The sequence below is a fragment of the Azotobacter salinestris genome (genome assembly GCF_009363155.1).
Classification (GTDB): Bacteria; Pseudomonadota; Gammaproteobacteria; order Pseudomonadales; family Pseudomonadaceae; genus Azotobacter; species Azotobacter salinestris.
On sequence record NZ_CP045302.1, the window covers coordinates 2,026,710 to 2,050,876 of the forward strand.

A 24,167-nucleotide genomic window follows, 5' to 3' on the forward strand; every position below is an offset into this window, starting at 1 on the left:
GAGGCACCATTCCGATACCGCGTCGGCGGGTCGTCCTCCCATGGAAAACAGCCCCCGCCGAGCCGCAGCCCGAGGGTCACCGCCCGTGAGATTCAGGCCGGCAGCTTGCCGACGATGCCGACCAGGAAGAGCGTCCACCGATGAACACCAGCACCAGCGCGTACTTGCTGTAGCCGAAGCGTTGGATCATCGCGGCGAGGGCGAAGTACGGGACGCGCAGGCCCTGTCCTCCAACAGCGCCCGGCCTCATGCCTGCGACTATCGACAGAGGCCGGCGTGGCCGCCCGTCGGGCCTTGCCGCACCCGGCCCGGCAACCGTTAAGCTGGGGCCTCGTCCCCCTCAGCCGGAGATCGCCATGCTTCTGACCATCGACCTGCAACGACTGGAAAATGCCCTGGAAGGCGACGAAGCCGTCGATCACTACCTGGACCTGGATACCGGCGAGATCCTCACAGTCGGTCCCGAGGCGCCGATTCCGGGCAGCACCGAGAAGTACGACGTGCAACCCGAGCGCTACCTGCCCATCGAGCCCCTGCCCGGCGCCAAGAGCCTGGCCATGCGCGAGGACTTCCTCTACACCCAGCCGGACCCGCACGCGCACCCGCTGCTCAGCCGCGCCTTGAGCGGGCGCCGGCCGCTGCGTACCTTCGACTACGGACTGGAGCACTTCCCGCGGATGCGCGAGGCCTGGCACCTCTACCGCCAGCGGCGGCTGCGCGAGTACGCCCTGGAGTGGCTGGAGGACAACGGCCTGGAGCCGGCGAGCGACCTCAGGCCTCGAGCAGGAAGGTCACTGGGCCGTCGTTGACCAGCTCGACCTGCATGTGGGCGCCGAAGCGCCCGCTGGCGACCTGCGGATGGCGCTCGCGGGCCAGCGCCAGCAGCGCCTCGAACAGCGCCTGGCCCTGCGCCGGCGGCGCGGCGCTGGAGAAGCTCGGACGCAGCCCGCTTCCGGTATCGGCGGCGAGGGTGAACTGCGAGACCAGCAGCAGGCCGCCGCCGACCTGGCTCAGGGACAGGTTCATGCGCCCCTCGGCGTCGGCGAACACCCGGTAGTTGAGCAGCCGGTGCAGCATCCGCCCGACGCTGTCCCGGTCGTCCTGCGGCTCGATGCCGACCAGCGCCAGCAGGCCCTGGCCGATGGCGCCGACCTCCTCGCCCGCGACTGTCACCCGGGCCGTGGCGACCCGCTGGATCAGCGCCTTCATCAGGCCTCCTCGGGCGGCACGCCGAGCAGGCGCTTGGCGAGCGCGTCGGTGGCGTGCACCAAGGCATCGGCGATGCCCGGCTCGCCGGCCGCGTGCCCGGCATCGCGGATGATCTGCAGCTGGCTGTTCGGCCAGGCATGGTGCAGCTCCCAGGCATTGTCCAGCGGACAGACCACGTCGTAGCGGCCATGCACGATCACCCCCGGCAGGTGGGCGATCTTCGGCATGTCGCGCAGCAACTGGTCGGGCTCGAGGAAGGCATCGTTGACGAAGTAGTGACACTCGATGCGGGCGATGGACAGGGCATGCTCGTGGAAGCGCTCGACCACGTCCGGGTTCGGCCGCAGGGTGGCGGTGCGCCCCTCCCAGGCCGACCAGGCCTTGGCCGCGTGCATCTTGGCGATCTCGTCGGTTCCGGTGAGGCGCTTGTAGTAGGCCTGCATCAGGTTGTCGCGCTCCTCCACCGGGATCGGCGCCAGATAGTCCTGCCAGTAGTCCGGGAACAGCCGGCTGGCGCCCTCCTGGTAGAACCAGTGGAAGTCCTGCGGGCGGCACAGGAAGATGCCGCGCAGGATCAGCGCCTTCACCCGCTCCGGATGGGTCTGGGCATAGGCCAGCGCCAGGGTCGAGCCCCAGGAGCCGCCGAACAGCACCCACTGTTCGATGCCCAGGTGCTCGCGGATGCGCTCCATGTCCGCCACCAGATCCCAGGTGGTGTTGTTCTCCAGGCTCGCATGAGGCGTCGAGCGCCCGCAGCCGCGCTGGTCGAAGGTGACGATGCGGTACAGGTTGGGATCGAAGAAGCGCCGGCTCATGCTGTCGCAGCCCGCCCCCGGCCCGCCGTGGACGAACACCACCGGCAGGCCGTCTGGCGATCCGCTCTCGTCCACGTACAGTTCATGGGGATGGTCCACGGCCAGTTGGTGACGGGCGTAGGGTTTGATCTCTGGATACAAGGTTTGCATGCTCTGCTCCAAGGCTGAACAGGACCATCCGTCCCGGGTTAGCCGGCATCATAGCCTCGAAAAGAGCCGGGGGCATGCGTCCGATCAGGCGAATTTTCCGCCTGCCGCTGCGCTTTTTTGCAGGTTGCCGCACCCCTCCCGGACGCAGCGCCAATGCCGCCGCCCACGCGGAAGGAGCGGCCCGTCGCCCCGCCGGCCGCGCGGGGGAAGCCCGCGGTGAGTACCGCCACCTGGCTGTCCAGGCTGACCTGGACGGAGCGATTCGATGAGCATGCCCCCGCGCCAGCTGTACCCGATGTTCGGCCTGCTCGCTCCGGTCTGGCTGTGGGCGGCCATCGATCCTCTGAGCCGCGCGGACTGGCTGCTAGAGAACCTGCTGGTGTTCTTCTTCGGCGGCCTGCTGTTGGCGACCCACCGGCGCTTCGCCTTTTCTCCGGGCGCCTACTGGCTGTTCGCCCTGTTCCTCGCCCTGCACCTCTACGGCGCCCACTACACCTACATGGAAACGCCCCTCGGCAACTGGCTGCGCGACACCTTCAGGCTGGGCCGCAACCATTACGACCGGCTGGTGCACCTCGCCTTCGGCCTGCTGCTGGCCTGCCCGCTGCGCGAGCTGCTGGAGCGCCGCGCCGGCCTGCGCGGGTTCTGGCTGGATGGCCTGACCCTGTGCCTGGTGATGGCCATGAGCAGCCTCTACGAACAGCTGGAAATGCTCGCGACGCTGATCGTCAGCCCGGAACTGGGCACGGCCTTCCTCGGCACCCAGGGAGACGAGTGGGACGCCCAGAAGGATTCGGCGCTGGCCACGCTGGGGGCGGTCGGCGCCCTGAGGCTGCGTCGGCTGTTCGGGCGAAGCCGGGGCACGATAGCCTGAAGCCGGGCTTCTCCCCCGGCGCCGCTGGCGGCTACGCTTGAGGCAAGGCGGACTCATGGCGTCGCTCCGGGCAGCGCCGTCGCCACAGGAGGAACATGGAAGCCTCTTTCCCACGCATCGGCATCGCCGGCGCCGGCGCCATCGGCTGCACCCTGGCCGCGCGCCTGGCCTGCAGCGGCCGGGCCGTCAGCCTGCTGGCCCGCGGCGCGACCCTGGAGGCGCTGCGCCGCGACGGCGTGCGCCTGACCGACTGGCAGGGCCATCACCGCGCGGCAGTGACGGCCAGCAACCGGGGGGCGGAGCTCGGCGAGCAGGATCTCCTGTTTCTCTGCACCAAGGCCCACGACCTGCCGGCACTGCTGCCGGCCATCGAGCCCATGCTCGGCGCCGACACCCTGGTGGTGCCGGTGGTCAACGGCGTGCCCTGGTGGTACTTCCTGGGCGAAGGCGGACGCTTCGCCGGGCAGCACGTCGAGACGGTCGATCCCGGCGGACGGCTCGCCGCGCGCCTGGCCCCGCCGCGCCTGATCGGCTGCGTGGCCTTCATCACCGCCGAATCGCCGGCCCCCGGCGTGGCGCTGACCACCAACCCCTTGCGGATGGTCTTCGGCGAGCCGGACAACCGTCCGAGCCAGCGCCTGGAACGCCTGTGCGCGCTGGTCGAGGCGGCCGGCATCGAGGCCCGCGCGAGCGAGCGCATCCGCGACGCGCTGTGGACCAAGATCATCGCCAACCTCAGCTCCAACCCGCTGTCGGTGATCAGCGGCGCCACCCTGGAGGAGGTCTATACCAGCCCCGAGCTGCACGCGCTGGTCTGCGACCTGCTGCACGAGGGGCTGCTGGTCGCCGCCGCCTACGGCGCACGGCTGGAGCTCGACCCGCCGGGCTTTCTCGAGCGCGGCGCGGCCATGGGCGCGGTGCGCACCTCGATGCTGCAGGACCATGTGCGGGGACGCCCGCTGGAGCTGGCGGCGATCGGCGACGCAGTGCTCGAACTGGCCGCCAGGCTGGACATTCCGCTGCCACGCAGCCGCGAGATCATTGCCCTGGCGCGCTTCTGCAGCGGCCGGGGACGCCCCTGCTAGATTCGAACCCTCATTACAAGCCCGAGAGCACTTCATGGCCAGACTGCACCTGGAAATCCCCGAGCATGCCTTCCTCTACCGCACCGAGATGAGCGTGCGCACCAGCGACGTCAACGGCGCCCGCCATCTGGGCAACGACGCGCTGGTCTCGATGCTCTCCGAAGCGCGCTCGCGCTTTCTGTTCGCCCACGGCATCGACGACAGTGGCGCCGAAACCGAGGGCCCCGGCATCATCGTCACCGACCTCGCCACCCTCTACAAGGCCGAGGCCCACGCCCGCGACCGGCTGCTGTTCGAGGTGGGGCTGGCGGACTTCAACCGCTACGGCGGCGACATCGTGTTCCGCGTCAGCCGCCCGGCCGACGACGCCCTGCTGGCACTGGCCAAGTACGGCTTCGTGTTCTTCGACTATGGCGCCGGCACGGTGGTGCCGATCCCCGAGGCCTTCGCCGCGCGTTTTCCGGAGGTCAACCGGCTGTCGTAGCGCCCTTCGCATGCACCGCCAGCCAGACCGTCGGGCCGGCCGGATCGGTGGCCTCGACGCGGTGGCGCTCGCCGGCCGGAATCAGCAGGTGATCGCCCACCGCCAGAGCGATCGGCCGGGGCCGGCTTTCCAGGCGCAGCACCGCGCTGCCGGCCAGGAGCAGCACCCACTCGTCCCAGTCCTGGTCGTACCAGAAGCCCGGCGGGCTGGCCTGGCCCCGGGAGACGATGCGCTCGACCCGGCAACCGGGCAGGCTGAGCAGGTCGTCGAAGCGCTCGCCCGCCGAGGCGTCGGGCAGCGGCCGGAAGAGGTTGGGAAGGGACGGCATGGAGACTCCTGGCAGTGTCAGGGAGCGGCGGCCGGCGCCGCCGGGTCTTCGGGCCGCCAGATCAGCAGCTCGAGATGGTAGCCCCGCTCGCGGGCCAGCTTGAGCAGGCGCTCGCGGTCCTGCGGGGCGATGGTGGTGTCGCGGGAGAGTATCCAGAGGAATTCGCGGTCGGGGCTGCCGACCAGGGCCAGGCGGTAGTCCGGGTCGACGTGCAGCACCCAGTAGTCGCCCTCGGCCAGGACCGGAAAACCGTAGCCGAAGACGTTGTGGAAGCGCACCCAGAGCCGGTCGGTGCGGCCCCGCTGCAGCGGCCGGGCCGTGCCGCTGGCCTCCAGCCATTCGCCGGCGGCCGTTCGGCAGCGGTTGAGCACGGCCAGAACGTCGGGGGACAGCAGTCGATAATGGGCTTCTGCCTGACGGCAGCGGCTCTGGAACGGCACCGGCAGACGCGCCAGCTCGTACCAGGTGCCCTGGTAGCGTTCGAGGTCCACCGCGCCGGCGGTAGCCGGCGGCTCCCGCCCCCAGTAGGCGCAGCCGCCGAGCAGCAGGCCGAGTCCGGCCAGGCCGAGCGCACGCCACGGCCCGGCCCGCCTCACCGCAGGCCCTGCCCCGAGAACAGCAGCACCTTGTCGCCGCCGAACTGGATGCTGATGAATTTCTGCTGATCGCCCCAGGTGCAGCTGGAGAAACCGAGCGCCCCGGAGCACTCGGCGGGTTTGCCGAGCAGCTGCTCGACCTCGGGACGGGTCATGCCGGGCTTGAGCCGGGAATAGTTCTCCTGGTTGAGCCTGTCGTTGCAGGCAGCCAGCAGGAGACAGAGGGACAGCAGGGCGAAGCGAGGCGACATCGATGGACATCCTGGCAAGGGAGAAGCGACAAGCCTGACATGATAACGCCCCAGGTGGCATCGGAGTCTCGTGGAAGCCGGAGCCGGCGGGAAATGCCGATCCGGCCACAGTCGCGGCGCTGCCGCCCGGTGGAGGCGGCAGCGGCAGGGATCACTCCTGATGATAGCCGGTGATGCGCTCGACCTCTTCCTTCGAGCCGAGGAACACCGCGACCCGCTGGTGCAGGGACTCGGGCTGGATGTCGAGGATGCGCTGGGTGCCGTTGGTGGCGGCGCCGCCGGCCTGCTCGATGATGAAGGACATCGGGTTGGCCTCGTACATCAGGCGCAGCTTGCCGGGCTTCTCCGGCTCGCGGGCGTCGCGCGGGTACATGAAGATGCCGCCGCGGGTGAGGATGCGGTGCACATCGGCCACCATGGAGGCGATCCAGCGCATGTTGTAGTTCTTGTCCAGCGGGCCGGTCTTGCCGGCCAGCAGTTCGTCCACATAGCGCTTGACCGGCGGCTCCCAGTGGCGCTGGTTGGACATGTTGATGGCGAACTCGGCGGTGGTTTCCGGCACGCGCAGGTTGTCGTGGGTGAGCACGAAGCTGCCCAGCTCGCGGTCGAGGGTGAAGCCCTTGACGCCGTTGCCGAGGGTCAGCATGAGCATGGTCTGCGGGCCGTAGATGGCGTAGCCGGCGGCCACCTGCCTGGTGCCCGGCTGGAGGAAGGCCTGCTCGTTGAGGCTGTCGTTCTGGCTCAGGTACTGGTCCGGGCAGCGCAGCACCGAGAAGATGGTGCCCACCGAGACGTTGACGTCGATGTTGCTGGAGCCGTCCAGCGGGTCGAACACCAGCAGGTAGGCGCCCTTCGGGTACTTGCCGGGGATCTGGTAGGCGGCGTCCATCTCCTCGGAGGCCATGCCGGCCAGGTGGCCGCCCCACTCGTTGGCCTCCAGCAGGATCTCGTTGGACATCACGTCGAGCTTCTTCTGCACCTCGCCCTGCACGTTCTCGGTGCCCATGCTGCCGAGCACCCCGCCCAGCGCGCCCTTGGACACCGCATGACTGATTTCCTTGCAGGCACGCGCCACCACCTCGATGAGGAAGCGCAGGTCGGCCGGGGTGTTGTGACTGCGAGTCTGCTCGATCAGGTAGCGGCTCAGGGTTACGCGGGACATTGTAGATGGCTCCGGAGGTGGAAGATGCGCGCATCTTAGCGCGACTGGGTGGGCGATGCCTCACTCAGACCGGGCCGGCCGGCGCAGGTTCAGCCACTCGCCCACCGGCTTGCGAAGGCCGACTCACTCCGGCAGCCGCCAGATCTCGCGGGCGTACTCGCGGATGGTGCGGTCGGAGGAGAACCAGCCCGTCCGTGCGGTGTTCAGCACCGCCGAGCGCCACCACTGGCTGGGCACGCGCCAGCGCGCATCGACCTCGCGCTGGGCCTGCCAGTAGGCATCGAAGTCGGCACAGACCATGAAGTTGTCATGCTGCAGCAGCCCGTCGACCAGCCCCGCGTAGCGCCCCGGATCGTCCGGCGAGAACACCCCGCCGCGGATCGCCATGAGCACCTCGGACAGCCGCGACGAGGCGGCCACGGCGGCCGCGCCGCCGACCTCGCCGGAACGCCGGCGCGCCTCCACCTGCTGCGCGCCGAGGCCGAAGATGAACATGTTCTCGCTGCCGATCCGCTCGCTCATCTCCACGTTGGCGCCGTCCAGGGTGCCGATGGTCAGCGCGCCGTTGAGGGCGAACTTCATGTTGCTGGTCCCGGAGGCCTCCATGCCGGCCGTGGAGATCTGCTCGGAGAGGTCCGCCGCGGGGATGATGACCTCCGCCAGGCTGACATTGTAGTTGGGCAGGAACACCACCTTGAGCCGGCCGCGCAGCGTGGGGTCGCCGTTCACCGTGCGGGCGATGTCGTTGGCCAGCTTGATGATCAGCTTGGCCTGATAGTAGCTGGCCGCCGCCTTGCCGGCGAGGATCTTCACCCGCGGCGCCCACTCCATGCCCGGCTCGTCGCGGATCGCCTGGTAGAGCGCCACGCAGTGCAGCAGGTTGAGCAGCTGGCGCTTGTACTCGTGGATGCGCTTGACCTGCACGTCGAACATCGCCTCGGGATCGAGGGCGATACCCAGGCGGTCCTGCACCAGCGCGGCGAGGACTTCCTTGTTCTGCCGGCGCAGGGCACGGAAGTGCTGATGGAAGGAGATCTGTCCGGCCTGTACCTCGAGCCCGCCGAGCAGGTGCTCCGGATCGTCGAGCAGCGGCTCGCCGAGCGTGTCGACCAAAAGCGCGGTGAGCCGCCGGTTGCTCTGGTAGAGCCAGCGGCGGAAGGTGATGCCGTTGGTCTTGTTGCTGATCCGTTCGGGATAGAGGCGGTGCAGCTGGGCGAACACGGTCTTGCGCATCAGCTCGGTGTGCAGCGCCGAGACGCCGTTGACGCTGTGCGAGCCGAGGAACGCCAGGTTGCCCATGCGCACCCGCCGGCCATGGCCCTCCTCGATCAGCGAGACCGCCCGCAGCAGCTCGAAGTCGTGCATGCCCTGGGCGCGCAGGTGGTCGATGTGCTGGGCGTTGATCAGGTAGATGATCTGCATGTGGCGCGGCAGCAGGCGTTCCATCAATGCCACCGGCCAGCTCTCCAGGGCCTCGGGCAGCAGCGTGTGGTTGGTGTAGGACAGGGTCGCCACGGTCAGCTCCCAGGCCTTGTCCCAGTCCAGGCCGTGGATGTCGAGCAGCAGGCGCATCAGCTCGGCCACGGCGATCGACGGGTGGGTGTCGTTGAGCTGGATGGCAGCGTACTCGGGCAGGTCGAGCAGGCTGCCGCGCTGCTTGAGGTGGCGGCGCAACAGGTCCTGCAGCGAGGCGGAGACGAAGAAGTACTCCTGGCGCAGGCGCAGCTCCTGGCCGGCGGGGGTGTCGTCGGCCGGATAGAGCACCCGCGAGATGCTCTCGGCGCGCACCGCCTCGGCCACCGCGCCGAGGTGGTCGCCGGCGTTGAAGCGCTCCAGGTGCAGGTCGGTCTCGGCGCGGCCGCGCCACAGGCGCAGGCTGTTCACGCTGTGCCGGCGCCAGCCGACGATCGGCGTGTCATAGGCAATGGCGCGCATCTCCTCGGCTGGCTGCCAGACGTGGCACTGCCGGCCGCCCTCGCCGTCCACGCAGGCCACGCTGCCGCCGAAGCTGATCCGGTAGCTGACCTCGGGCCGCTCGAACTCCCAGGGGTTGCCGAACTCCAGCCAGGTCTCGGTCTGCTCCTGCTGCCAGCCGTCGACGATGGTCTGGCGGAACAGCCCGTAGTCGTAGCGGATGCCGTAGCCGTAGGCAGGAATGCCGAGGGTCGCCATGCTTTCCATGAAGCAGGCGGCCAGCCGGCCGAGGCCGCCGTTGCCCAGCGCCGCATCCGGCTCGAGGTCGCGGATGCGCTCCAGGTCGACGCCCAGCTCGGCCAGCGCGGCGCGGGCGACCTCGAGCAGGCCCAGATTGCTCAGGGTGGCCTGCAGGAGGCGCCCGATGAGAAACTCCAGCGACAGGTAGTAGACGCGCTTGCTGCCCTGGCGATAGGCGCGGCGGGCGTGATCCATCCAGGTTTCCACCAGATGGTCGCGGGTGGCCAGGGCAACGGCCTCGAACCAGTCGAAGCCGACGGCATGCTCGGGGTCTCTGCCCACGGCGTACCTCAGCTTGTCGACGATACGTTCACGGAATGCGGCGACTTCCTCGGGAACAGGCGACACCTCGGGCATAACGGCAACCTCGCTGGGTGGCGGTGACAGGACAAGGGTTCGATCCTCGACGGCGCAACGACATGCATCCATCCGATCAAGCATGCACAAAGCAGGCGAGGTCGCCAGGCGGATGCACCGGCGGGCGGATTTGCCGCTATCATCGCGCCCCCTCGCCAGCCGTTCCCCCGACCGATGAAAAAGCCGCCGATCCTCGCCTCCGCCGACCCCGACCGCCTGGAAACCTGGGTCAAGTACCGCCAGAGCCTGTGCCTCGACTGCCACGCCACCTGCTGCACCCTGCCGGTGGAGGTGCGCCTCCCCGACCTGATCCGCCTGGGCCTGGCCGATCCCTTCGAACAGGACGAGCCGGCCAAGCAGGTCGCCCGCCGGCTGATGAAGGCCGGCGTGGTCGAGCACTTCAACCACAAGCGGGAACTCTTCACCCTCGCCCGCCGCAGCAACGGCGACTGCCTCTATCTGGATGCGCGCACGCGCCTGTGCACCTGCTACGAGCAGCGCCCGGACACCTGCCGCAACCATCCGGGCATCGGGCCGAAGCCGGGCTACTGCGCCTGGCGGCCGAAATGATCCTCACCAGAGCCAGCCGAGCCAGAGCAACGCCGCCAGCAGCCAGGCGCTGAAGGGCAGCGCCCGGCGAGCGCAGAGCCGGCTCCAGCGCCGCTCGCCCCGGCGCCAGCGCGCCGGGTCCGGACGCAACCGAAGCTCCGGCAGGGGCGGCCGGCGCAGCAGCCTTGCGATCCGCAGGGACAGGCCCAGCGCCCGGCTCCGGCGCTCGCCCAGAGGCGGCGGCACCGACCAGCCGACGCGCACCGCCAGGGTCGCCAGGGTCGCTGCCAGGAGCAGCGGCCAGAGCAGCTTCCACACGCCATCCAGACTCAGGCTGGCCAGCAGCGGCAGGCGCAACTGGGGCCAGAGCCAGGGCAGCAGCAGCGGCAAGCTGCTGAGCAGTGCCCAGGGCAGCCGCTGGGCCAGCGGCGGCGAGCGCGCCGGCGCATGCGCGGCATCGCGGCGCAGCAGCCAGAGCGCGCGCAGCAGCAGCAGGGCCGTGCCGGCACTGCCCAGGCTCAGCCAAGGCTGCCAGATGCTGTAGGCGCTCGCGCTCCAGGCATCCTTCAGCGCTGTCTTGACCGCCCCGCCGCTGCTCAGCGGCAGCCCCATCAGCGCCAGCGCCGGCACGCTCAGCAGCAACCAGCCCGGCCAGCGCAGGCGCCCCTCGTGGCACAGGCCGGCGGCGAGGAACAGCGCGCCCTTGGCCAGCCCGTGGTGCACCCCGTAGAGCACCAGCAGGGTGGCGAGCGCCGCCGCTTGGGCCGGATGGCGCCAGGCCAGGGCCAGCACCATGAGGAACCAGCCCATCTGGCTCACCGAAGACCAGGCCAGGGTCGCCTTGGCGCGGCTGCTGCACAGACCGAGCAGCACGGCGTAGAGGGCGCCGAACATGCCGGTCACCAGCAGGGGCGCGGACCAGGCGGCGAGCAGCGGATCCGCCTCCGGCAGGCAGCGCCAGAGGCCGAGCACGCCGGCCTTGAGCATCGCCCCGGAAAGCACCGCGCTGGCCGGCGCCGGCGCCGCCGGATGGGCCAGCGGCAGCCACAGGTGCAGCGGCCAGAAGCCGGCCTTGAGGCCCAGCCCGAGGAACAGCAGGAGCAGGGTCGTGCCGTCCAGCGGCACGCGCTCCCAGGCGACGAAGGAGAAATCGCCGCCGGCGGCATGGCTGCGCAGCAGGAGTCCGGCGAGCAGGAGCAGCTCGCCGAGAACAGCCAGCTGCAGGTACAGGCGCCCGGCCCGACGCGGCTCGGGGCCGCCCAGGTGCACCACCAGGCCGTAGGCGGACAGGCTCATGGCGCTGAAGCCCAGGTAGAAGCTCAACGCATCGCTGGCGATGATCAGCAGCAGGTTGCCGGCCAGGGCCAGCAGCCAGAAGCACCAGAAGCGCAGTTGCCGGGCATCGGTGGCCAGGCTGCTGGCGCCGAACACCGAGGCGCAGCCCCAGAGCAGCGCCGTGAAGCCCAGCCAGGCACGGCTCAGCTCGTCGCCGTGGCCCCAGCGCTCGCCTTCCCACAACCAGGCCAGATCCAGCGGCGGCGGCTGCAGGAGCACCATCGCCAGCGCCGGCAGGCAGGCCAGCGCCAGCCAGGGCGTCGCCCGTTCGCGCCAGACCAGCAGCGCCACGCCGGCGAGCAGCGGCGCCAGCGGCACCAGCGGCCAGAGCCAGGCGGCCGTCACAGGGCGAACTCCCGGTCGACGATCAGCCGGCTCCAGCCCAGCGGGCTGATCGCGGTGCCGGCCAGCAGGCCGACCAGCAGCGACAGCAGCGCGGTGAACAGCGTCGGCAGCAGCATCCAGTGGGTTTCGAAGCGCTCCCCGGCCCAGCGTCCGTGCTGCCAGTCGGCCGGGGCAGCGAACCAGCCGCGCCAGAGCAGCGGCAGGAAATAGGCGGCGTTGAGCAGCGCCGAACCCAGCAGCACCAGCAACACCCAGTCCTGGCCCACCTCCAGGGCGCCGAGGCCCAGGTACCACTTGCTGACGAAGCCGGCGATCGGCGGCACCCCGATCATGCCCAGCGCGCCGATGCTGAAGGCCGTCATGGTCAACGGCATGCGCCGGCCGATGCCGTCCAGATCCTGGACGCGGTACACGCCGAGGGTCTCGGTGAAATTGCCGGCGCAGTAGAACAGGGTCACCTTCATCAGCCCCTGATGGACCAGGTGCACCAGCCCGCCGACCGCCGCCAGCGGGCCGAGCAGGGCCACGCCGAGGGTGATGTAGGAGACCTGGCTGATGGTCGAGTAGGCCAGGCGCTTCTTCAGCTCCTGCTGCTGCAGGGCGCGCAGCGAGCCGTAGAGGATGGTCGCCGTGGCCAGCCAGAGCAGGGGCTGCATCAGGTCCAGGCGGCTGAGGGTCTCGGCGCCGAACACGTCGTAGACCACCCGCACGATGCCGAAGGCTCCGGCCTTGACCACCGCCACCGCGTGCAGCAGGGCGCTGACCGGCGCCGGCGCCACCATCGCCTGGGGCAGCCAGCCGTGCAGCGGGATCAGCGCGGCCTTGACGCCGAGGCCGCCGACCAGCAGGGCGAAGGCCACGCGCAGGAGCGGCTCGTGCCCGGCGGCCTGTCCGCCCAGGTAGCCGCCGGCCTGGAACGAAGGGCTTCCGGCCAGGCCGTGGAGCAGCGCCACCCCGATCAGCAGCAGCATGCCGCCGCCCAGGGTATAGGCCAGGTAGACGCGGCCGGCGCGCAGCGAGCCGGAGGTGCCGCGGTGCACCACCAGGGGGAAGGTGGCCAGGGTCAGCAGTTCGTAGAACAGCAGGAAGCTGACCAGGTTGCCGGCCAGCGCCAGACCGACGGTGGCGCTGACGCACAGGCTGAAGAAGCCGAAGAAGCGCGAGCGCAGCGGCGAACCCTCCAGATAGCCGATGGCATAGACGGTGGTCGCCAGCCAGAGCACCGAGGACAGGGCGACGAACAGCAGGGACAGCGCATCGGCATGCAGCAGCAGCGGCGCACCGGGCAGCAGCGGCAGGCTGAAGCGGAATTCCAGGCCGAAGGCCACGCCCACCAGCATGGCGCCGACCAGCAGCAGCTTGATCACTGCCCCGGCGAGGTTGAGGGCGATGCGCAGGCGATGCTGCTCCTCGCGCAGGGCGAAGATCACCAGGCCCGGCAGCAGCGAGCTGAGCACCACGGCCAGGGGCAGCAGGCTGCCGCCGTTCATCGCCCGGCCCCGTCGAGCCACTGCAGCAACGGCTCGGCGAACGGCGCCAGGGCCCACACCAGCAGCGCCGGCAGCAGCGCCAGCCCGTGGGCCAGGCGATCCTGAGGCCGAGCCGGCCGCCGCGACCGCTGCCGGTCGAAGCCCCGGGCCACCACGCGGAACACATAGGCGGCGGAGAGCAGCGTGGCGAACAGCACGCCCAGCACCCAGGGCCAGCGCCGCGGCTCCTCGAGCAGCGGCTGCAGGAGCAGCCACTTGGCCAGGAAGCCGCCGCTCGGCGGCAGGCCGATCAGGCTGGCGCCGGCCAGGGCGAAGGCGAACAGGGCCAGCGGCAGGCTCTGCCCGGCGCCGGCCAGGGTCTTCACCCGGCGGCTGCCGAAGCCGTGCTGCAGCTCGCCGGCAGCCAGGAACATCGACAGCTTGGCCAGCCCGTGGGCGAACACGAACAGCCACAGCGCGGCGTCCAGGCGCGGCTCCCGCCAGTGCAGCAGCAGGCCCAGGGCGAGCAGCCCGTAGCCGAGCTGGGCCACGGTGGAATAGGCCACCAGGGTCTTCAGCCAGGGCGAGCGCAGCGCCGACCAAGCCGCCGGCGAGCAGGGCCGCCATGCCGCTCGCGGCCAGCAGCGGGCCGGCCTGACGCCCCAGCTCGGCCGGCGCGACGTCCCGCCACAGCAGCCAGAGGATGTACAGGGGCCCCTTGACCACCAGTGCCGAGAGCAGCGCGCTCACCGCTGCCGGCGCTCCGGCGTGGGCTGGCGGCAGCCACAGGTGCAGCGGCCAGAGCGCCGCCTTGAGCATCAGCCCCAGGCTCATCAGCAGCAGGGCCAGGCGGGTGGCGGCATCGGCCTGTGCCTGCGCGCCGAGCAGCGGAATGTCGAGCACGCCATAGCGGCCATAGAGCACCGCCACGCCGAGCAGGTAGGCCAGGGAGCCGGCCAGGGACAGCAGCAGGTAATCCAGGGCCGGCGGATAGGCCCTGGGGCCGGCCAGGGCGACCAGCGCCACCGCGGTGAGGCCGAGCAGCTCCAGGGTCACGTAGAGGTTGAACAGGTCGGCCGACAGCCACAGCGCGGCCAGCGCCGCTTGCAGCAGGCAGGACAGCGGCCAGAAGTCCTCGCCGCCGATGGCGTGCCGGCTGCGCGCGGCGTACAGCGCCACCAGCAGCTGCAGCAGGGCGCCGAACAGCAGCAGCAGAGCCGCCAGCGGGGTCAGCCGGAAGCGGATCGCCAGTCCCGCCGGCCAGCCGCCCAGCTGCAGCAGTTGACTGCCCTGCTCCAGCACCTGCTGCAGCGCCAGGGCAGCGGCCAGCAGGCTGGCCAGGGCGATGGCGATCGTCCAGCGCCCGCCCGGCGGCCGCAGGAGCACCAGCAGCAGACCGCCGACCAGCGGCAGCGCCAGGCACAGCAGCGCCGGCGTCATCCGCCGCGCCTTCCACGTGCGGCGCCGCCCAGGCGCAGGGCCAGGGCGGTGGCGCTGATCGCCACCACCAGTCCGGTGACCACCAGCGCCTGCAGCAGCGGATCGGTCGGCGTGACGCGCGCGGCCAGGGCGATCAGCACCAGGAACACGCCGCTGCCCATCAGGTTGACGGCGATGATCCGCCGCAGCGTGTCGCGCAGGCCGAGCAGACCGAACAGGCCGAGCAGCCAGAGCGCGGCGCCGATGCCCAGATAGAACAGCGTCGCGCTCATCCCGGCGGCTCCTCGCCGATCACCAGAAGGCTCAGGGTGAAGGCGATGGACAGGATCGCCGCCGTCTCGATCGCGAGGATCAGCGCCCCGGCCCAGGCCGGCGGATAGCTCAGCCAGCCCGCCCCCAGCCAGGCCGTGCCGGCGGCCACGGCGAGAAACAGCAAAAGGCCGATCAGCAGCACCAGGCGCAGCGGCCAGGACGACCAGCGCAGTGCCGGCAGCAGCCCGGCCAGGCGCAGCAGCACCAGCGCGGCGGCGAACAGCGCGCCGCCCTGGAAGGCGCCGCCCGGCGCGTGGCTGCCGCGCCACAGCAGGTAGCCGCCGGTCAGCACCAGCAGCGGCGCGAGCAGGCGGCTCCAGGCCTGCAGCAGGGGCCAGGGGGCGGCGACGGCGAAGCGCGCCGGCCCGAGCTGGCGGGCGCCGAGCAGGGCGAGCAGCAGCACGGCCAGCTCCAGCAGGGTGTCCCAGGCGCGGAAGTTCAGCAGCACGGCGGTCACCGGATGGCTGACGCCGCTGTCCGGCAGGTGGCTGCGGATGCTGTCCGGCAGGTCCGGGGCCAGCGCCAGGCTGGGTACCAGGCCCTGCAGCAGCAGGATCGCCAGCGGCAGCACCACGAGCGCTGCGGCCAGCAGAGGGCGGCGCTCGGTGGCAGCAGCTTCCGCCTGCTCCTGGCGGGCCAGGGCGGCAAACAGCAGCACGCCGGTCAGCCCGGCGCCGATGGCCGCCTCGGCCAGGGCCAGGTCGGGCGCGCCCAGGCGCGCCCAGACCAGCGCCAGCACCAGGCCGAAGGCCATGAACAGCAGGATGCCCGCATACAGGCTGGGAGCCAGCAGGGCGCCGCCGGCCAGGCCGAGCAGCAGCAGGCCGAGCGTGCCGTCGAGCAGCCACTCAGCCATCGTCCCGCTCCTCGCGCACCAGACGCGCCAGGAGCAGGCAGGCGGTGGCGCTGGAAGCCAGCAGCAGCAGCCAGATCAACAGCGGCCGGGCGACCGTCAGCGGGCCGTCGGCACGGCAGATCAGCCCGGCTACCACCAGGCCGAGGCCGAGGGCGTCGGCCTTGGTCAGGGCGTGCAGGCGGCTGCAGGCATCGGGAAAGCGCAGCAGGCCGATGCTGCCGGCGGCGAAGAACAGCAGGCCGCCGGCCAGCAGCAGCCAGCTCAGCGCCGTCAGGAGCGCCTCAGTCATGCCCGCGCCCCAGCTGCACCAGGGCGGCGCCGGTCACGGCCGCCAGCAGGGCCAGCAGCAGCGCCACGTCGAGCAGCGCCGGCTGCCCTAGGGTTTGTCTGAAAAGTCGGCACGTAAGCATTTTTCGATGCAGGCCAGCGTGACCATGGCCTTGAAACTGCTGGCCAGCTTGTCATAACGGGTGCAAAGACGGCGCTTTTCCTTGAGCCAACTGAACAGTCGTTCAATGGCGTTGCGCTTTTGGTACTGCGGTCTGTCAAATAGGCGAGGCAAGCCCGGTCGAGGCTTACGGTGCATCTTGCGTAAGGGAATGATGGGCTTCATGCCATACCGGTCGCAGTATTGGCGCAGGCTTTCGCTGTCGTAGCCTTTGTCAGCCAGTACATACCGGCAGCGCTTGCGCGGACGACCCTGGCTGCCAGGCAGGCTGATCTGCTCAAGCAAGGGCATGAAATAGCGCGAGTCGGCGTCCTGCCCGGGTGAAAGCATCACTGCCAGCGGATACCCGTTGCTGTCACAGGCCAGATGAAGCTTGGTGGTCAGCCCACCACGGCTTCGGCCGAGACATTGGTGCTGCGGCTCTTGCAGGCCCCTTTTTTTCTCGCACCGCTGGCGGCTCTGGTGGCCCGAATCGACGTTGAGTCGACCATCCAGGTATCCAGGTCGATAAAGCCGTCCTCACGCAGACGCAGATGCAGATGCCGCAGCACCTGCTCGAAGGTGCCGTTGTCACGCCACAGCCTGAAGCGCTGATATACCGTCTTCCAGGGGCCATAACGCTCGGGAAGATCGCGCCACTTGGCCCCTGAGCACAGAATCCAGAAGATGCCGTTGAGCATCTGGCGGTCATCTCGCCGGGGGCGGCCCATGCGTTGAGGGGGAGAAACGATGGCTTCGATCATCGCCCAGCGCTGGGCAGAAATCTCGTAACGGCCTGACATGGCTGCGCTCGGAACAACGGAGGCGGCATTTTAGCCAAATCGACTTTTCAGACAAACCCTAGCCATTCGCCCAGCACCAGCAGCACGGCGGTGCCGCTGGTGCCGACCAGTTGGATCGCCAGCAGCCGGTCGACCCGCCCCGGACCGAGCAGCACCCGCACCAGACCGGCGCTCATGGTCAGCAGCAGCAACCCGGCATAGAGCGCCATCAGCCGGCTCCTGCGCCGAGCAGCCGCGCCAGATGCCGCTCCAGCTCGGCGACGGTGGCCTGCCAGGGCTGCTCATGGTCGAGTAGGTGCATACGCAGACAGTCGCCCTCGACCTCGGATGCCAGGGTGCCGGGCAGCAGGCCGACCAGCGCCGACAGCAGCAGGCGCACCCGTGGCTCGGAGCAGGCCAGCGGATAGTCGCGCCAGGCCGGCGCCAGCGGCAGGCGCGGATGCAGGGCGCGACGGGCGACGTCCCAGCCGCCCTGCAGCATGTGCCAGGTGAAGAACGCCACGAAGCCCGGCAGCGCCGGCAGGTGCAGGCGCACCGGCGCCGTGCCCAGCCAGAGCGCCAGGCTGGTGGCCAGCAGCACCAGCGGTATGCCCAACGCCCAGCCGCGCCCCTCGGCGAGCAGCGCCCAGAGCGCAGCGTGGAACGAGCCCCAGTAGAGTCCGCCGGCATGGCTGCGGCGCAGCCGGGACAGCTCCATCGCCTTCCTCCTTGGTCAGCGGACATGCCGCCCGCTGCGCCGCCGATGGCCGTCCGTCGCGCACGAGCGCGCGAACGGAAGAGGCCGGAAATCCGTTCCTAAGGCTAGCACTCGCCCAGCCCGGCGAACGCTCGCCGGGCCGCGCCGGCATCAGAAGAAGAAGGTCGGCCTGCCCGCGACGCTGCCGGCCCCGGCGGCGCCGTCCCGCTCCCGGAGCTGCCGATGATCCCGGTTCCAGGCCGGCAGGGCCCGTCCTCCGGGGCCATGGATGGCTTGGAACAGGCCGCCCGGCGCCGCGTCCTCGGCAAATGCCGGCTGCCCCGGCCCGGAGCCGATGGCGCGCTGCGGGGCCGATCCCTGTTCCCTGTCCCGCTGGCAGGGCCGGTCCGACGTCCCCGAGCAATCGCCCACGGACGACGGATCGACAGCGGAAGATGACTGATTCCCGGCGACGGCCTGAGTGCACAGAGCGAACACCAGCACGGCAGCGGCAAGCATGGACGGTTTCATGAACGGCTCTCTGCATGAAATGGGAACGGCAGCATGCGCAGTCAAGATGACGGCAGAATGACAACCCTATCCGAGCAGATAGCAGCAAAATAATGGCATTAGACTGGCAGCCGGTGTCTCCCGGGGCTATCGCTCCGACCGCGCCGCCCCCGAAGCTGCCCGGCGAGCAGCGCGGTTTCAGCGCCCCATCCCCTCCCCTGTCCCGGAAGAAAGTCGGGAGGGGGTGGCCAGATCCCGTACAGGCCTCAGCGTCCTGCCGCCTCGAGCGGCGTGCGGTCGATGCGGAACAGCGTGGTCGTGCCGCTGACCTCGTTGGCCACCACCAGCAGCGGCACGCCGGGAAGCGGGCTGGCGCCGGCCTCGATCACCGTCAGCCCCTCGGGGCCCAGATCGCCGGTCTCGGGCGTGCCCGGCGTGGCCTGGAAGTCGCGTCGGTTGAGGTACTGCACGAAGGTCGGCGCGCGCGGATCGTCGATGTCGTAGACCATCACCCCGCCGACCCGCTCCAGGCCGACGAAGGCATAGGTCCGCCCCCACAGGCTGGCCAGGGTCAGGCCCTCGGGCTCGGGTCCCTTGTCGTCGCTGCGGGTGTCGAAGCCGTTCTCGCTGTGGTTCGAGTTGAAGAAACCGGGGTTGGCCTCGGCGATGATCCGCTCGAAGTCGGCGCCGCTGTCCCAGACCGGCTCCAGATTCTGCGTCCAGATCGAAAAGGAGCGCCCGCCGAAGGCGTGGATGCGCTCGTAGCGCCCGGTCTGCGGATTCAGGCCGCTGGCCTTCGACACGTTCAGGCGGCCCAGGTTGGCGTTCTGCTTGAGTTCCGCCGCCTCGGGAAAGCGCTCCGGGTCCAGCGGATAGGCGGCGCTGCCGAGGCGCACCACCTCGCTGTAGCCGCCGTAGTCGCGGGCATCGCCCTCGTTGGCGGTAACCAGATAGGTGAGCCCGCGGTGCTCGTAGCGGGCAATGGCGTCCGGCTGGTACATGCCCAGCACCGGCCAGTTGCGCAGGTCGATCCTGCCGTCGCGGTCGCTGGCATCCAGCTCGTTGCCGGGCAGGCCGTGGTCCTTGAAGCCGAGGCCGTGCAGTGCGCCGAAGGTGCCGCTGCGGATGTCCAGCACGGCGACGGCGTTGCCCTCCTGCAGGCTCACCCAGGCGGTCCGCGAATCCCCGGACACGGCGATGTACTCCGGCTCCAGGTCCCGGGCCACGCTGGCGTGGGGGCCGAAGACGCGGACCGAGTCGTCCAGCTCGGTATCGTCGAAGCGGCGGAAGTCGGCGGTGCGCACCTGATCCTGGGTCAGCCGGGCGATGTCGCCGGGCAGGTCGATGATGCTCACCGAGCCTTCGGGGTCGATCCCGTAGTCGTCGCTCGGCTCGCCCTCGTTGGCCACCAGCACATGGCGGCCGTTTGGGGTGAAGGTCAGCATGTCCGGCAGCGCGCCGACCTCGACCGCGGCCAGCACCTGGCCGTCGCGGTCCATGAACACCGCCTTGCCCGGATCGGTCTTGCTGCGCGCCTCCACCGCCGCCGCCACCAGCCCGCCATGCACCGCCACGCTGTTCACCGCCGCCCCGTGGGCGGACAGGTCGATGCTGAACAGCAGCGCCGGCGCCGCCGGATCATGGATATCCAGCACATCCAGCCGCCCGCTGGCGGCATTGACCACATACAGCCGCTGGCTGTGCGGATCGTGGGCGACGATCTCCGCCGCGGCCTGGTCGAACAGCCCGGAATGGAAGGTCCCCAAGGGCGACAGCCTGAGGGTGAACGGCGGCTGGATCTCGGCAAGCGCCGGCCCGGCCAGCCCGACAGCCAGCAGCGCGGCGGCAAGCATCTTCTTCATGTACGACTCCCTGTCTGAACGGAAGCCGCAGCATGGGTCGGCGAGGTTGCCGGCGCATGACAGATGGCAGAACACTGGCAAGCCCGCCATGCGGACAACACCTGACAAGCCACCCTGCGCCCGCCTCCCCCGCCCGGCATGCCTCTTGTGAATCTTCGACTACAGCGAGCGTCGGCACCTCGATCGGGCAAAGAGGCAGGCCATAATATTTGGTGAAAATTTCGTGAAAAACCGAAAGCCTTTTCACCCATACTGCATCGGCAGTGCCTTGCTATACAGGCATCTCGCAATCAGGACGGCGACAGACACCCTTGCAGGCCATCCCGTCCCGCCAGAAGCCATAACCTCGCCCCGCCCGGGGCTGGAGCAGGAAAATGGACGACCGAAACGACTTGGCCGCGCTGCTGGCCCACTCTCGAGCCCCCCAGGTCATGCAGGGGGCAACGGCGGAGCTGGCGGCAGGGATCTATCAACGCTACCGGCTCACCAATCTGGCCGACCGGCTCGAGGAAAGCTTCGGCCCGACACTTCTGGCGCGCGAGGAACTCCTGGCCTGGCTGGCCGAACAGATCGAGCGAATCGGCACCTCCGGCATCACGGACTGCGGCCTCGCGAGCGCCTTGATCGACGAGGCCTATCAGGAGTGGTTGAAGGTCGGCAGCGCACGTTTTTTCGAGCGCTACGCCCCGTGATATCCAGCGTCCCTGAGTAGTGCGAAACAGCAGGGCGATACGGCTCTCAAGACAACCGGAACGCTCGCCCCAAAATACCGGCAAAAAGACATCAAGGCGCAGTAACCTACCGGGCAAACTGCGGACGACCTCTCTGCGACTCCGTGAAGCCCACCACGGAAGGCGCACTCGCAATGGCCGAAGCCAAGGACCCGCTGTTCAGATACCTCGCCCTGCTGCAACTGATCCCGCGCTGGCCGGGACGCATCTCGACCCCGACCCTGCAGGAAAAACTCAGGGACAAGGGCTTCGAAATCGACAAGCGCTCGCTGCAGCGCGATTTGCGCGACAAGCTGGCGCGCCGCTTCCCGATCATCTGCGACGACACGGAACGCCCCTACCGCTGGAGCCTCGACCGCGACGCCACCCACGGCCTGCCCGCCCTCGACACCGCCTCCGCGCTGGCCCTGCACCTGGCCGAAAGCCACCTGAACACCCTGCTGCCGCAGAGCGTGCTGGATCAGCTCAACCCGCACTTTCGCAGCGCCCGCGACTACCTCGACGGCATGGAACGCAACGGCCTGGCCCACTGGGCGCGCCGGGTACGCAGCCTGCCCAACGGCAAGGCCCTGCTCCCCGCCCCGCTGCAGCCGGAGACCTGGACGCAGGTCTGCACCGCCCTGCTGGAGCGCCGGCAGCTCCGGGTCGACTACCTCAGCCGCAGCAAGGGCGAAGCCAGGAGCCTGCGCATCCACCCCGCCGGCCTGGTGTCCCGCCATTCCAGCAGCTACCTGATCGGCACCGCCAACGACTACGAAGACCTGCGCCAATTCGCCCTGCACCGCATCAAGCGCGCCGAACTGCTCAACGAACCGGCCCGCGAACCCGCCGGCTTCGACATCGACCGCTACATCGAAAGCGGCGCCTTCGCCTGGCGCCAGGCCCCGCACGAGGTCGAACTGATCGCCGACGTCCACCCGCAGATCGCCTGGCTGCTCAACGAAACCCCGCTCAGCCGCCAGCAAAGCCTCGAACCGCTCCCCGACACCGACTGGCAACGCCTGCGCGCCAGCGTCCCGCTCGACCAGGAGACGCTGTGGTGGATCTTCGGGCTGAACGACAACATCCGCGTGCATACGCCGCGGGAGTGGGTGGAGGAAATCACCTGCCGCGTGAACAACTTGCGAGAGATGTATGCGGAGCCGGCGCAGTGCGACACAAGCCGTCGCGCCCCCATGGAAAACTCCCCGCAAGCGCCCGCAACCGAGCGGCAAGGCGCAAAAGCACAGACGCCGGAGGAAATGCCATGAAAGAACTGACCTGTTTCGTGATCGGGCTGGTGGTGGGTGGACTGCTGTGAAGAACCCTACAGAAATAAAGAGGCAGAGAACCCCCTAATCACAGTACACAAACATCACTCTCGCCGGCATGAGCAAACCAGGCCGAAATAGAAAACCAGCATTTCCTTAACCATATAGCACATCCAAATATTGCATATAAAGCAAAAAGACAAGAAACCCGCAGACTGGCACAGGACAGGCTTTGAGCAGCAGTCCCAGAGTAAAGAAATCAAATATACCAAGACCGTCAAAAAATACAGTCCCAAAAAATCATTTCAGCCACCACTCACAACCTACACAGCGAAAGACATAAAGGAAAGAGCATGACAATCATTAGCTCTCATAACAGCCACAACACAAACGACCCCATTGACACTGCAATCAAAGATGCAGTAAAGGGAGTTGGCAAGATAAATATATTAATAGCGGGAAAAACTGGCGTAGGGAAAAGCACCCTCATCAACTGTATATTTCGAGGAGAATTAGCTAAAACCGGATCAGGAAGGCCTGTCACACAAAACTCAGAGGAAATCACAAAAGCAGGACACCCCATTACTATTATCGACACAAAAGGTTTAGAGATTAAAGACTATGAAAGCATAGCCTCACAACTTGAAGAGCTAATACAAGAAAGATCCCAGCACCACGATGAGAACAAACATATTCACGCAGCTTGGCTTTATATCCATGAAAATGGACGCAGAGTTGAAGATGCTGAAATAGCTCTATGCCAGATGCTGGACAAAAATAAGATACCTGTCGTAGTTGCTATTACTAAAGCCCGGTCAGACAAAGGCTTTGCAACTGAAGTCAGAAAAGCACTCCCAACAGCAGCTGAAATAATTTCAGTAAGAGCTCTTAAAGAGCAAATTGAGGACGGCGACGATATAATTACGCTTAAAGAAAAGGGCATTATTAACGCGGCAATCAAATTCACGATATAAAGAGGCATGAAAAAGATCGATGCCCGAAAGCTCTCTCGAGAAACTCAGGACCAGATGCGGCGCCTGGCCATGAATCTGCGTGAGCAGCGCGAACTGACTTGGCAAGAGGTTGCCGACGCATTGGGCGTACATCTGAGTACCGTACTAGCCTGGTCCAAACGCTACAGCGAGCAAGGCAGCGAAGGTCTGAAATCCAGGACACGAGGTCGGCGCCAGGCAAGCGGACGGACCTTGACGCTCGCACAGGAGTGGCAGTTGCGCTCGATTCTGGTGGGCCAGACCCCGAACCAGTTGCAACTCGACTTTGCCCTGTGGAACCGCCGGGCCGTCATGCAGTTGATCAAGCACTTGTATGGCATCGAGATGCCGATCCGGACGGTGGGTCAGTACCTTCAGCGCTGGGGATATACCCCACAGCGGCCGACCCGGCAGGCGCTGGAACAGAACCCGGAGGCGGTCGAGCACTGGCTTGAAGAGACCTATCCGGCCATCGTGGCACGCGCCAAGGCCGAAAACGCGACGATCTACTGGGGCGATGAAACGGCCGTAGCTGAAGATGGGCATTGGATTCGAGGCTATGCGCCGGCAGGCGTCACGCCGGTGCTGGTGGCGCCGACTCGGCGTCATGGCCTGAGCATGGTCTCAGCGATCAGCAACCAGGGACTGGTACGGTTCGAGTTCCTGGAGGGGGCCATGAATACTGAGCGGATGATCGGTTTCATGTCGAGGCTGGTGGCGGACAGTGACAGGAAGATCTTTCTGATCCTGGACAACCTGCGTGTCCATCATGCGCGTCTGGTCAGGGAATGGCTCGAAGGGCACCAGGAAGAAATCGAAGCGTTCTACCTGCCACCCTATTCGCCTGAGTGTAATCCGGACGAGTATTTGAACCGCGACCTCAAGACACGCTTGCGCACCAGTGACCGGGCGCGAAACAAGTCGGAATTGCTGGAGAAGGCCGAGGCATTCATGAGCTGGTTGGCCAAAACCCCGGAGCGGGTAGTTGCCTATTTCCAGCATGCGTCGGTGCGTTATGCCACTTAGATTGGGTATTTGATTGCCGGGCTAATAACGATTTAATTAACGCAACCGCAAGGCTGATT

General features: G+C 68.3%; 27 protein-coding genes and 2 pseudogenes. 9 read left to right on the plus strand and 20 right to left on the minus strand.

The annotated features are described in order from the left end of the window. Nucleotides 1–95: 95 nt before the first annotated feature. A pseudogene (locus GCU53_RS26015) lies at nt 96–223 on the minus strand (TerC family protein); the annotation flags it as partial. A gap of 133 nt (nt 224–356) precedes the next feature. Between GCU53_RS26015 and GCU53_RS09485 the strand changes: the two are divergent. Beyond that, a complete protein-coding gene (locus GCU53_RS09485) occupies nt 357–809 on the plus strand; it encodes a UPF0158 family protein (RefSeq protein WP_152387396.1) in 453 nt (150 codons plus the stop codon). Here GCU53_RS09485 and dtd read toward each other — a convergent pair. Both dtd and pip read right to left on the minus strand, forming a co-directional pair. Next, a complete protein-coding gene (dtd, locus tag GCU53_RS09490) occupies nt 772–1,209 on the minus strand; it encodes a D-aminoacyl-tRNA deacylase (RefSeq protein WP_152387397.1) in 438 nt (145 codons plus the stop codon). The genes GCU53_RS09485 and dtd overlap by 38 nt on opposite strands. Next, complete coding sequence (pip, locus tag GCU53_RS09495; RefSeq protein WP_152387398.1) at nt 1,209–2,174, minus strand: prolyl aminopeptidase; 966 nt, start codon at nt 2,172–2,174, stop codon at nt 1,209–1,211. Before pip ends, dtd begins: the two co-directional genes overlap by 1 nt. A gap of 265 nt (nt 2,175–2,439) precedes the next feature. On the opposite strand from pip, the gene GCU53_RS09500 reads away from it, so the two are divergent. The 3 genes from GCU53_RS09500 to GCU53_RS09510 all read left to right on the plus strand — a co-directional run bounded on the left by GCU53_RS09500 (nt 2,440) and on the right by GCU53_RS09510 (nt 4,617). Then, entirely contained in the window at nt 2,440–3,048 is a 609-nt protein-coding gene (locus GCU53_RS09500) for a DUF2238 domain-containing protein (RefSeq protein WP_152387399.1), read from the plus strand. A gap of 95 nt (nt 3,049–3,143) precedes the next feature. Beyond that, a complete protein-coding gene (locus GCU53_RS09505; protein ID WP_152387400.1) occupies nt 3,144–4,133 on the plus strand; it encodes a ketopantoate reductase family protein in 990 nt (329 codons plus the stop codon). 34 nt (nt 4,134–4,167) lie between these two features. Continuing rightward, nucleotides 4,168–4,617, plus strand: coding sequence for a thioesterase family protein (locus tag GCU53_RS09510; RefSeq protein ID WP_208845466.1), 450 nt, complete (start codon nt 4,168–4,170; stop codon nt 4,615–4,617). On the opposite strand, the gene GCU53_RS09515 is transcribed toward GCU53_RS09510, so the two are convergent. From GCU53_RS09515 to GCU53_RS09535, 5 genes are all read right to left on the minus strand, one after another. Further along, nucleotides 4,601–4,945, minus strand: coding sequence for a cupin domain-containing protein (locus GCU53_RS09515; RefSeq protein WP_152387401.1), 345 nt, complete (start codon nt 4,943–4,945; stop codon nt 4,601–4,603). The two genes, GCU53_RS09510 and GCU53_RS09515, sit on opposite strands and share 17 nt — an antisense overlap. 17 nt (nt 4,946–4,962) lie before the next feature. Further along, nucleotides 4,963–5,541 (minus strand): lipocalin family protein, encoded by a 579-nt coding sequence (locus GCU53_RS09520; protein WP_152387402.1) that lies wholly within the window; start codon nt 5,539–5,541, stop codon nt 4,963–4,965. Beyond that, nucleotides 5,538–5,792, minus strand: a complete 255-nt coding sequence (gene bamE / locus GCU53_RS09525) for an outer membrane protein assembly factor BamE domain-containing protein (RefSeq protein WP_152387403.1) — start codon at nt 5,790–5,792, stop codon at nt 5,538–5,540. Before bamE ends, GCU53_RS09520 begins: the two co-directional genes overlap by 4 nt. A gap of 151 nt (nt 5,793–5,943) precedes the next feature. Beyond that, complete coding sequence (locus GCU53_RS09530; RefSeq protein WP_152387404.1) at nt 5,944–6,954, minus strand: class 1 fructose-bisphosphatase; 1,011 nt, start codon at nt 6,952–6,954, stop codon at nt 5,944–5,946. 123 nt (nt 6,955–7,077) lie between these two features. Then, nucleotides 7,078–9,525 (minus strand): glycogen/starch/alpha-glucan phosphorylase, encoded by a 2,448-nt coding sequence (locus GCU53_RS09535; RefSeq protein WP_152387405.1) that lies wholly within the window; start codon nt 9,523–9,525, stop codon nt 7,078–7,080. Nucleotides 9,526–9,699: 174 nt separating this feature from the next. Between GCU53_RS09535 and GCU53_RS09540 the strand changes: the two genes are divergently transcribed. Next, nucleotides 9,700–10,095 (plus strand): YkgJ family cysteine cluster protein, encoded by a 396-nt coding sequence (locus GCU53_RS09540; protein ID WP_152387406.1) that lies wholly within the window; start codon nt 9,700–9,702, stop codon nt 10,093–10,095. 3 nt (nt 10,096–10,098) lie between these two features. Here GCU53_RS09540 and GCU53_RS09545 read toward each other — a convergent pair whose 3' ends face one another. The 12 genes and pseudogenes from GCU53_RS09545 to GCU53_RS09600 form a co-directional block, all read right to left on the minus strand. Beyond that, on the minus strand, nt 10,099–11,754 hold the full coding sequence (locus GCU53_RS09545) for a proton-conducting transporter transmembrane domain-containing protein (protein WP_152387407.1): 1,656 nt from the start codon (nt 11,752–11,754) through the stop codon (nt 10,099–10,101). Then, a complete protein-coding gene (locus GCU53_RS09550; RefSeq protein ID WP_152387408.1) occupies nt 11,751–13,244 on the minus strand; it encodes a proton-conducting transporter transmembrane domain-containing protein in 1,494 nt (497 codons plus the stop codon). The genes GCU53_RS09545 and GCU53_RS09550 overlap by 4 nt, the downstream gene beginning before the upstream one ends. After that, nucleotides 13,241–13,789, minus strand: a complete 549-nt coding sequence (locus GCU53_RS26020) for a proton-conducting transporter transmembrane domain-containing protein (protein ID WP_341873595.1) — start codon at nt 13,787–13,789, stop codon at nt 13,241–13,243. Before GCU53_RS26020 ends, GCU53_RS09550 begins: the two co-directional genes overlap by 4 nt. 88 nt (nt 13,790–13,877) lie before the next feature. Further along, nucleotides 13,878–14,663: pseudogene (locus GCU53_RS26025) on the minus strand (proton-conducting transporter transmembrane domain-containing protein); the annotation flags it as partial. Continuing rightward, nucleotides 14,660–14,935: an NADH-quinone oxidoreductase subunit K gene (locus GCU53_RS09560; RefSeq protein ID WP_152387409.1), complete on the minus strand. Its 276-nt coding sequence runs from the start codon at nt 14,933–14,935 to the stop codon at nt 14,660–14,662. The gene GCU53_RS09560 and the pseudogene GCU53_RS26025, both read right to left, overlap by 4 nt. After that, the gene (locus GCU53_RS09565; RefSeq protein WP_152387410.1) at nt 14,932–15,831 is read right to left on the minus strand and encodes a hydrogenase subunit MbhD domain-containing protein; all 900 of its coding nucleotides are present in this window, start codon (nt 15,829–15,831) and stop codon (nt 14,932–14,934) included. Before GCU53_RS09565 ends, GCU53_RS09560 begins: the two co-directional genes overlap by 4 nt. Next, nucleotides 15,824–16,120: a monovalent cation/H(+) antiporter subunit G gene (locus GCU53_RS09570; RefSeq protein ID WP_152387411.1), complete on the minus strand. Its 297-nt coding sequence runs from the start codon at nt 16,118–16,120 to the stop codon at nt 15,824–15,826. The genes GCU53_RS09565 and GCU53_RS09570 overlap by 8 nt, the downstream gene beginning before the upstream one ends. 87 nt (nt 16,121–16,207) lie before the next feature. After that, a protein-coding gene (locus GCU53_RS26030; protein ID WP_152386036.1) for an IS5 family transposase occupies nt 16,208–17,061 on the minus strand; the annotation gives its coding sequence in 2 pieces (ribosomal slippage) (nt 16,208–16,707 and nt 16,707–17,061; 855 coding nt in all). Nucleotides 17,062–17,108: 47 nt separating this feature from the next. Beyond that, nucleotides 17,109–17,270 (minus strand): hypothetical protein, encoded by a 162-nt coding sequence (locus tag GCU53_RS09585; RefSeq protein ID WP_208845467.1) that lies wholly within the window; start codon nt 17,268–17,270, stop codon nt 17,109–17,111. Then, on the minus strand, nt 17,270–17,758 hold the full coding sequence (locus GCU53_RS09590; RefSeq protein WP_152387412.1) for a Na+/H+ antiporter subunit E: 489 nt from the start codon (nt 17,756–17,758) through the stop codon (nt 17,270–17,272). The genes GCU53_RS09585 and GCU53_RS09590 overlap by 1 nt, the downstream gene beginning before the upstream one ends. 150 nt (nt 17,759–17,908) lie before the next feature. Further along, the gene (locus GCU53_RS09595) at nt 17,909–18,268 is read right to left on the minus strand and encodes a hypothetical protein (RefSeq protein WP_152387413.1); all 360 of its coding nucleotides are present in this window, start codon (nt 18,266–18,268) and stop codon (nt 17,909–17,911) included. Nucleotides 18,269–18,513: 245 nt separating this feature from the next. Further along, a complete protein-coding gene (locus GCU53_RS09600) occupies nt 18,514–20,109 on the minus strand; it encodes a choice-of-anchor I family protein (protein WP_152387414.1) in 1,596 nt (531 codons plus the stop codon). Between the two features lie 374 nt (nt 20,110–20,483). Here GCU53_RS09600 and GCU53_RS09605 point away from each other — a divergent pair, with 374 nt between their 5' ends. From GCU53_RS09605 to GCU53_RS09620, 4 genes are all read left to right on the plus strand, one after another. Further along, nucleotides 20,484–20,801: a hypothetical protein gene (locus tag GCU53_RS09605; RefSeq protein ID WP_152387415.1), complete on the plus strand. Its 318-nt coding sequence runs from the start codon at nt 20,484–20,486 to the stop codon at nt 20,799–20,801. 173 nt (nt 20,802–20,974) lie between these two features. Then, the gene (locus tag GCU53_RS09610; RefSeq protein WP_152387416.1) at nt 20,975–22,090 is read left to right on the plus strand and encodes a helix-turn-helix transcriptional regulator; all 1,116 of its coding nucleotides are present in this window, start codon (nt 20,975–20,977) and stop codon (nt 22,088–22,090) included. A 353-nt stretch (nt 22,091–22,443) separates the two neighbouring features. After that, nucleotides 22,444–23,064 carry a GTPase gene (locus tag GCU53_RS09615; RefSeq protein ID WP_152387417.1) on the plus strand — a complete coding sequence of 207 codons (621 nt, stop codon included), beginning with the start codon at nt 22,444–22,446 and terminating at the stop codon, nt 23,062–23,064. Nucleotides 23,065–23,070: 6 nt separating this feature from the next. Continuing rightward, on the plus strand, nt 23,071–24,108 hold the full coding sequence (locus tag GCU53_RS09620) for an IS630 family transposase (RefSeq protein ID WP_152386602.1): 1,038 nt from the start codon (nt 23,071–23,073) through the stop codon (nt 24,106–24,108). Nucleotides 24,109–24,167: the final 59 nt, after the last annotated feature.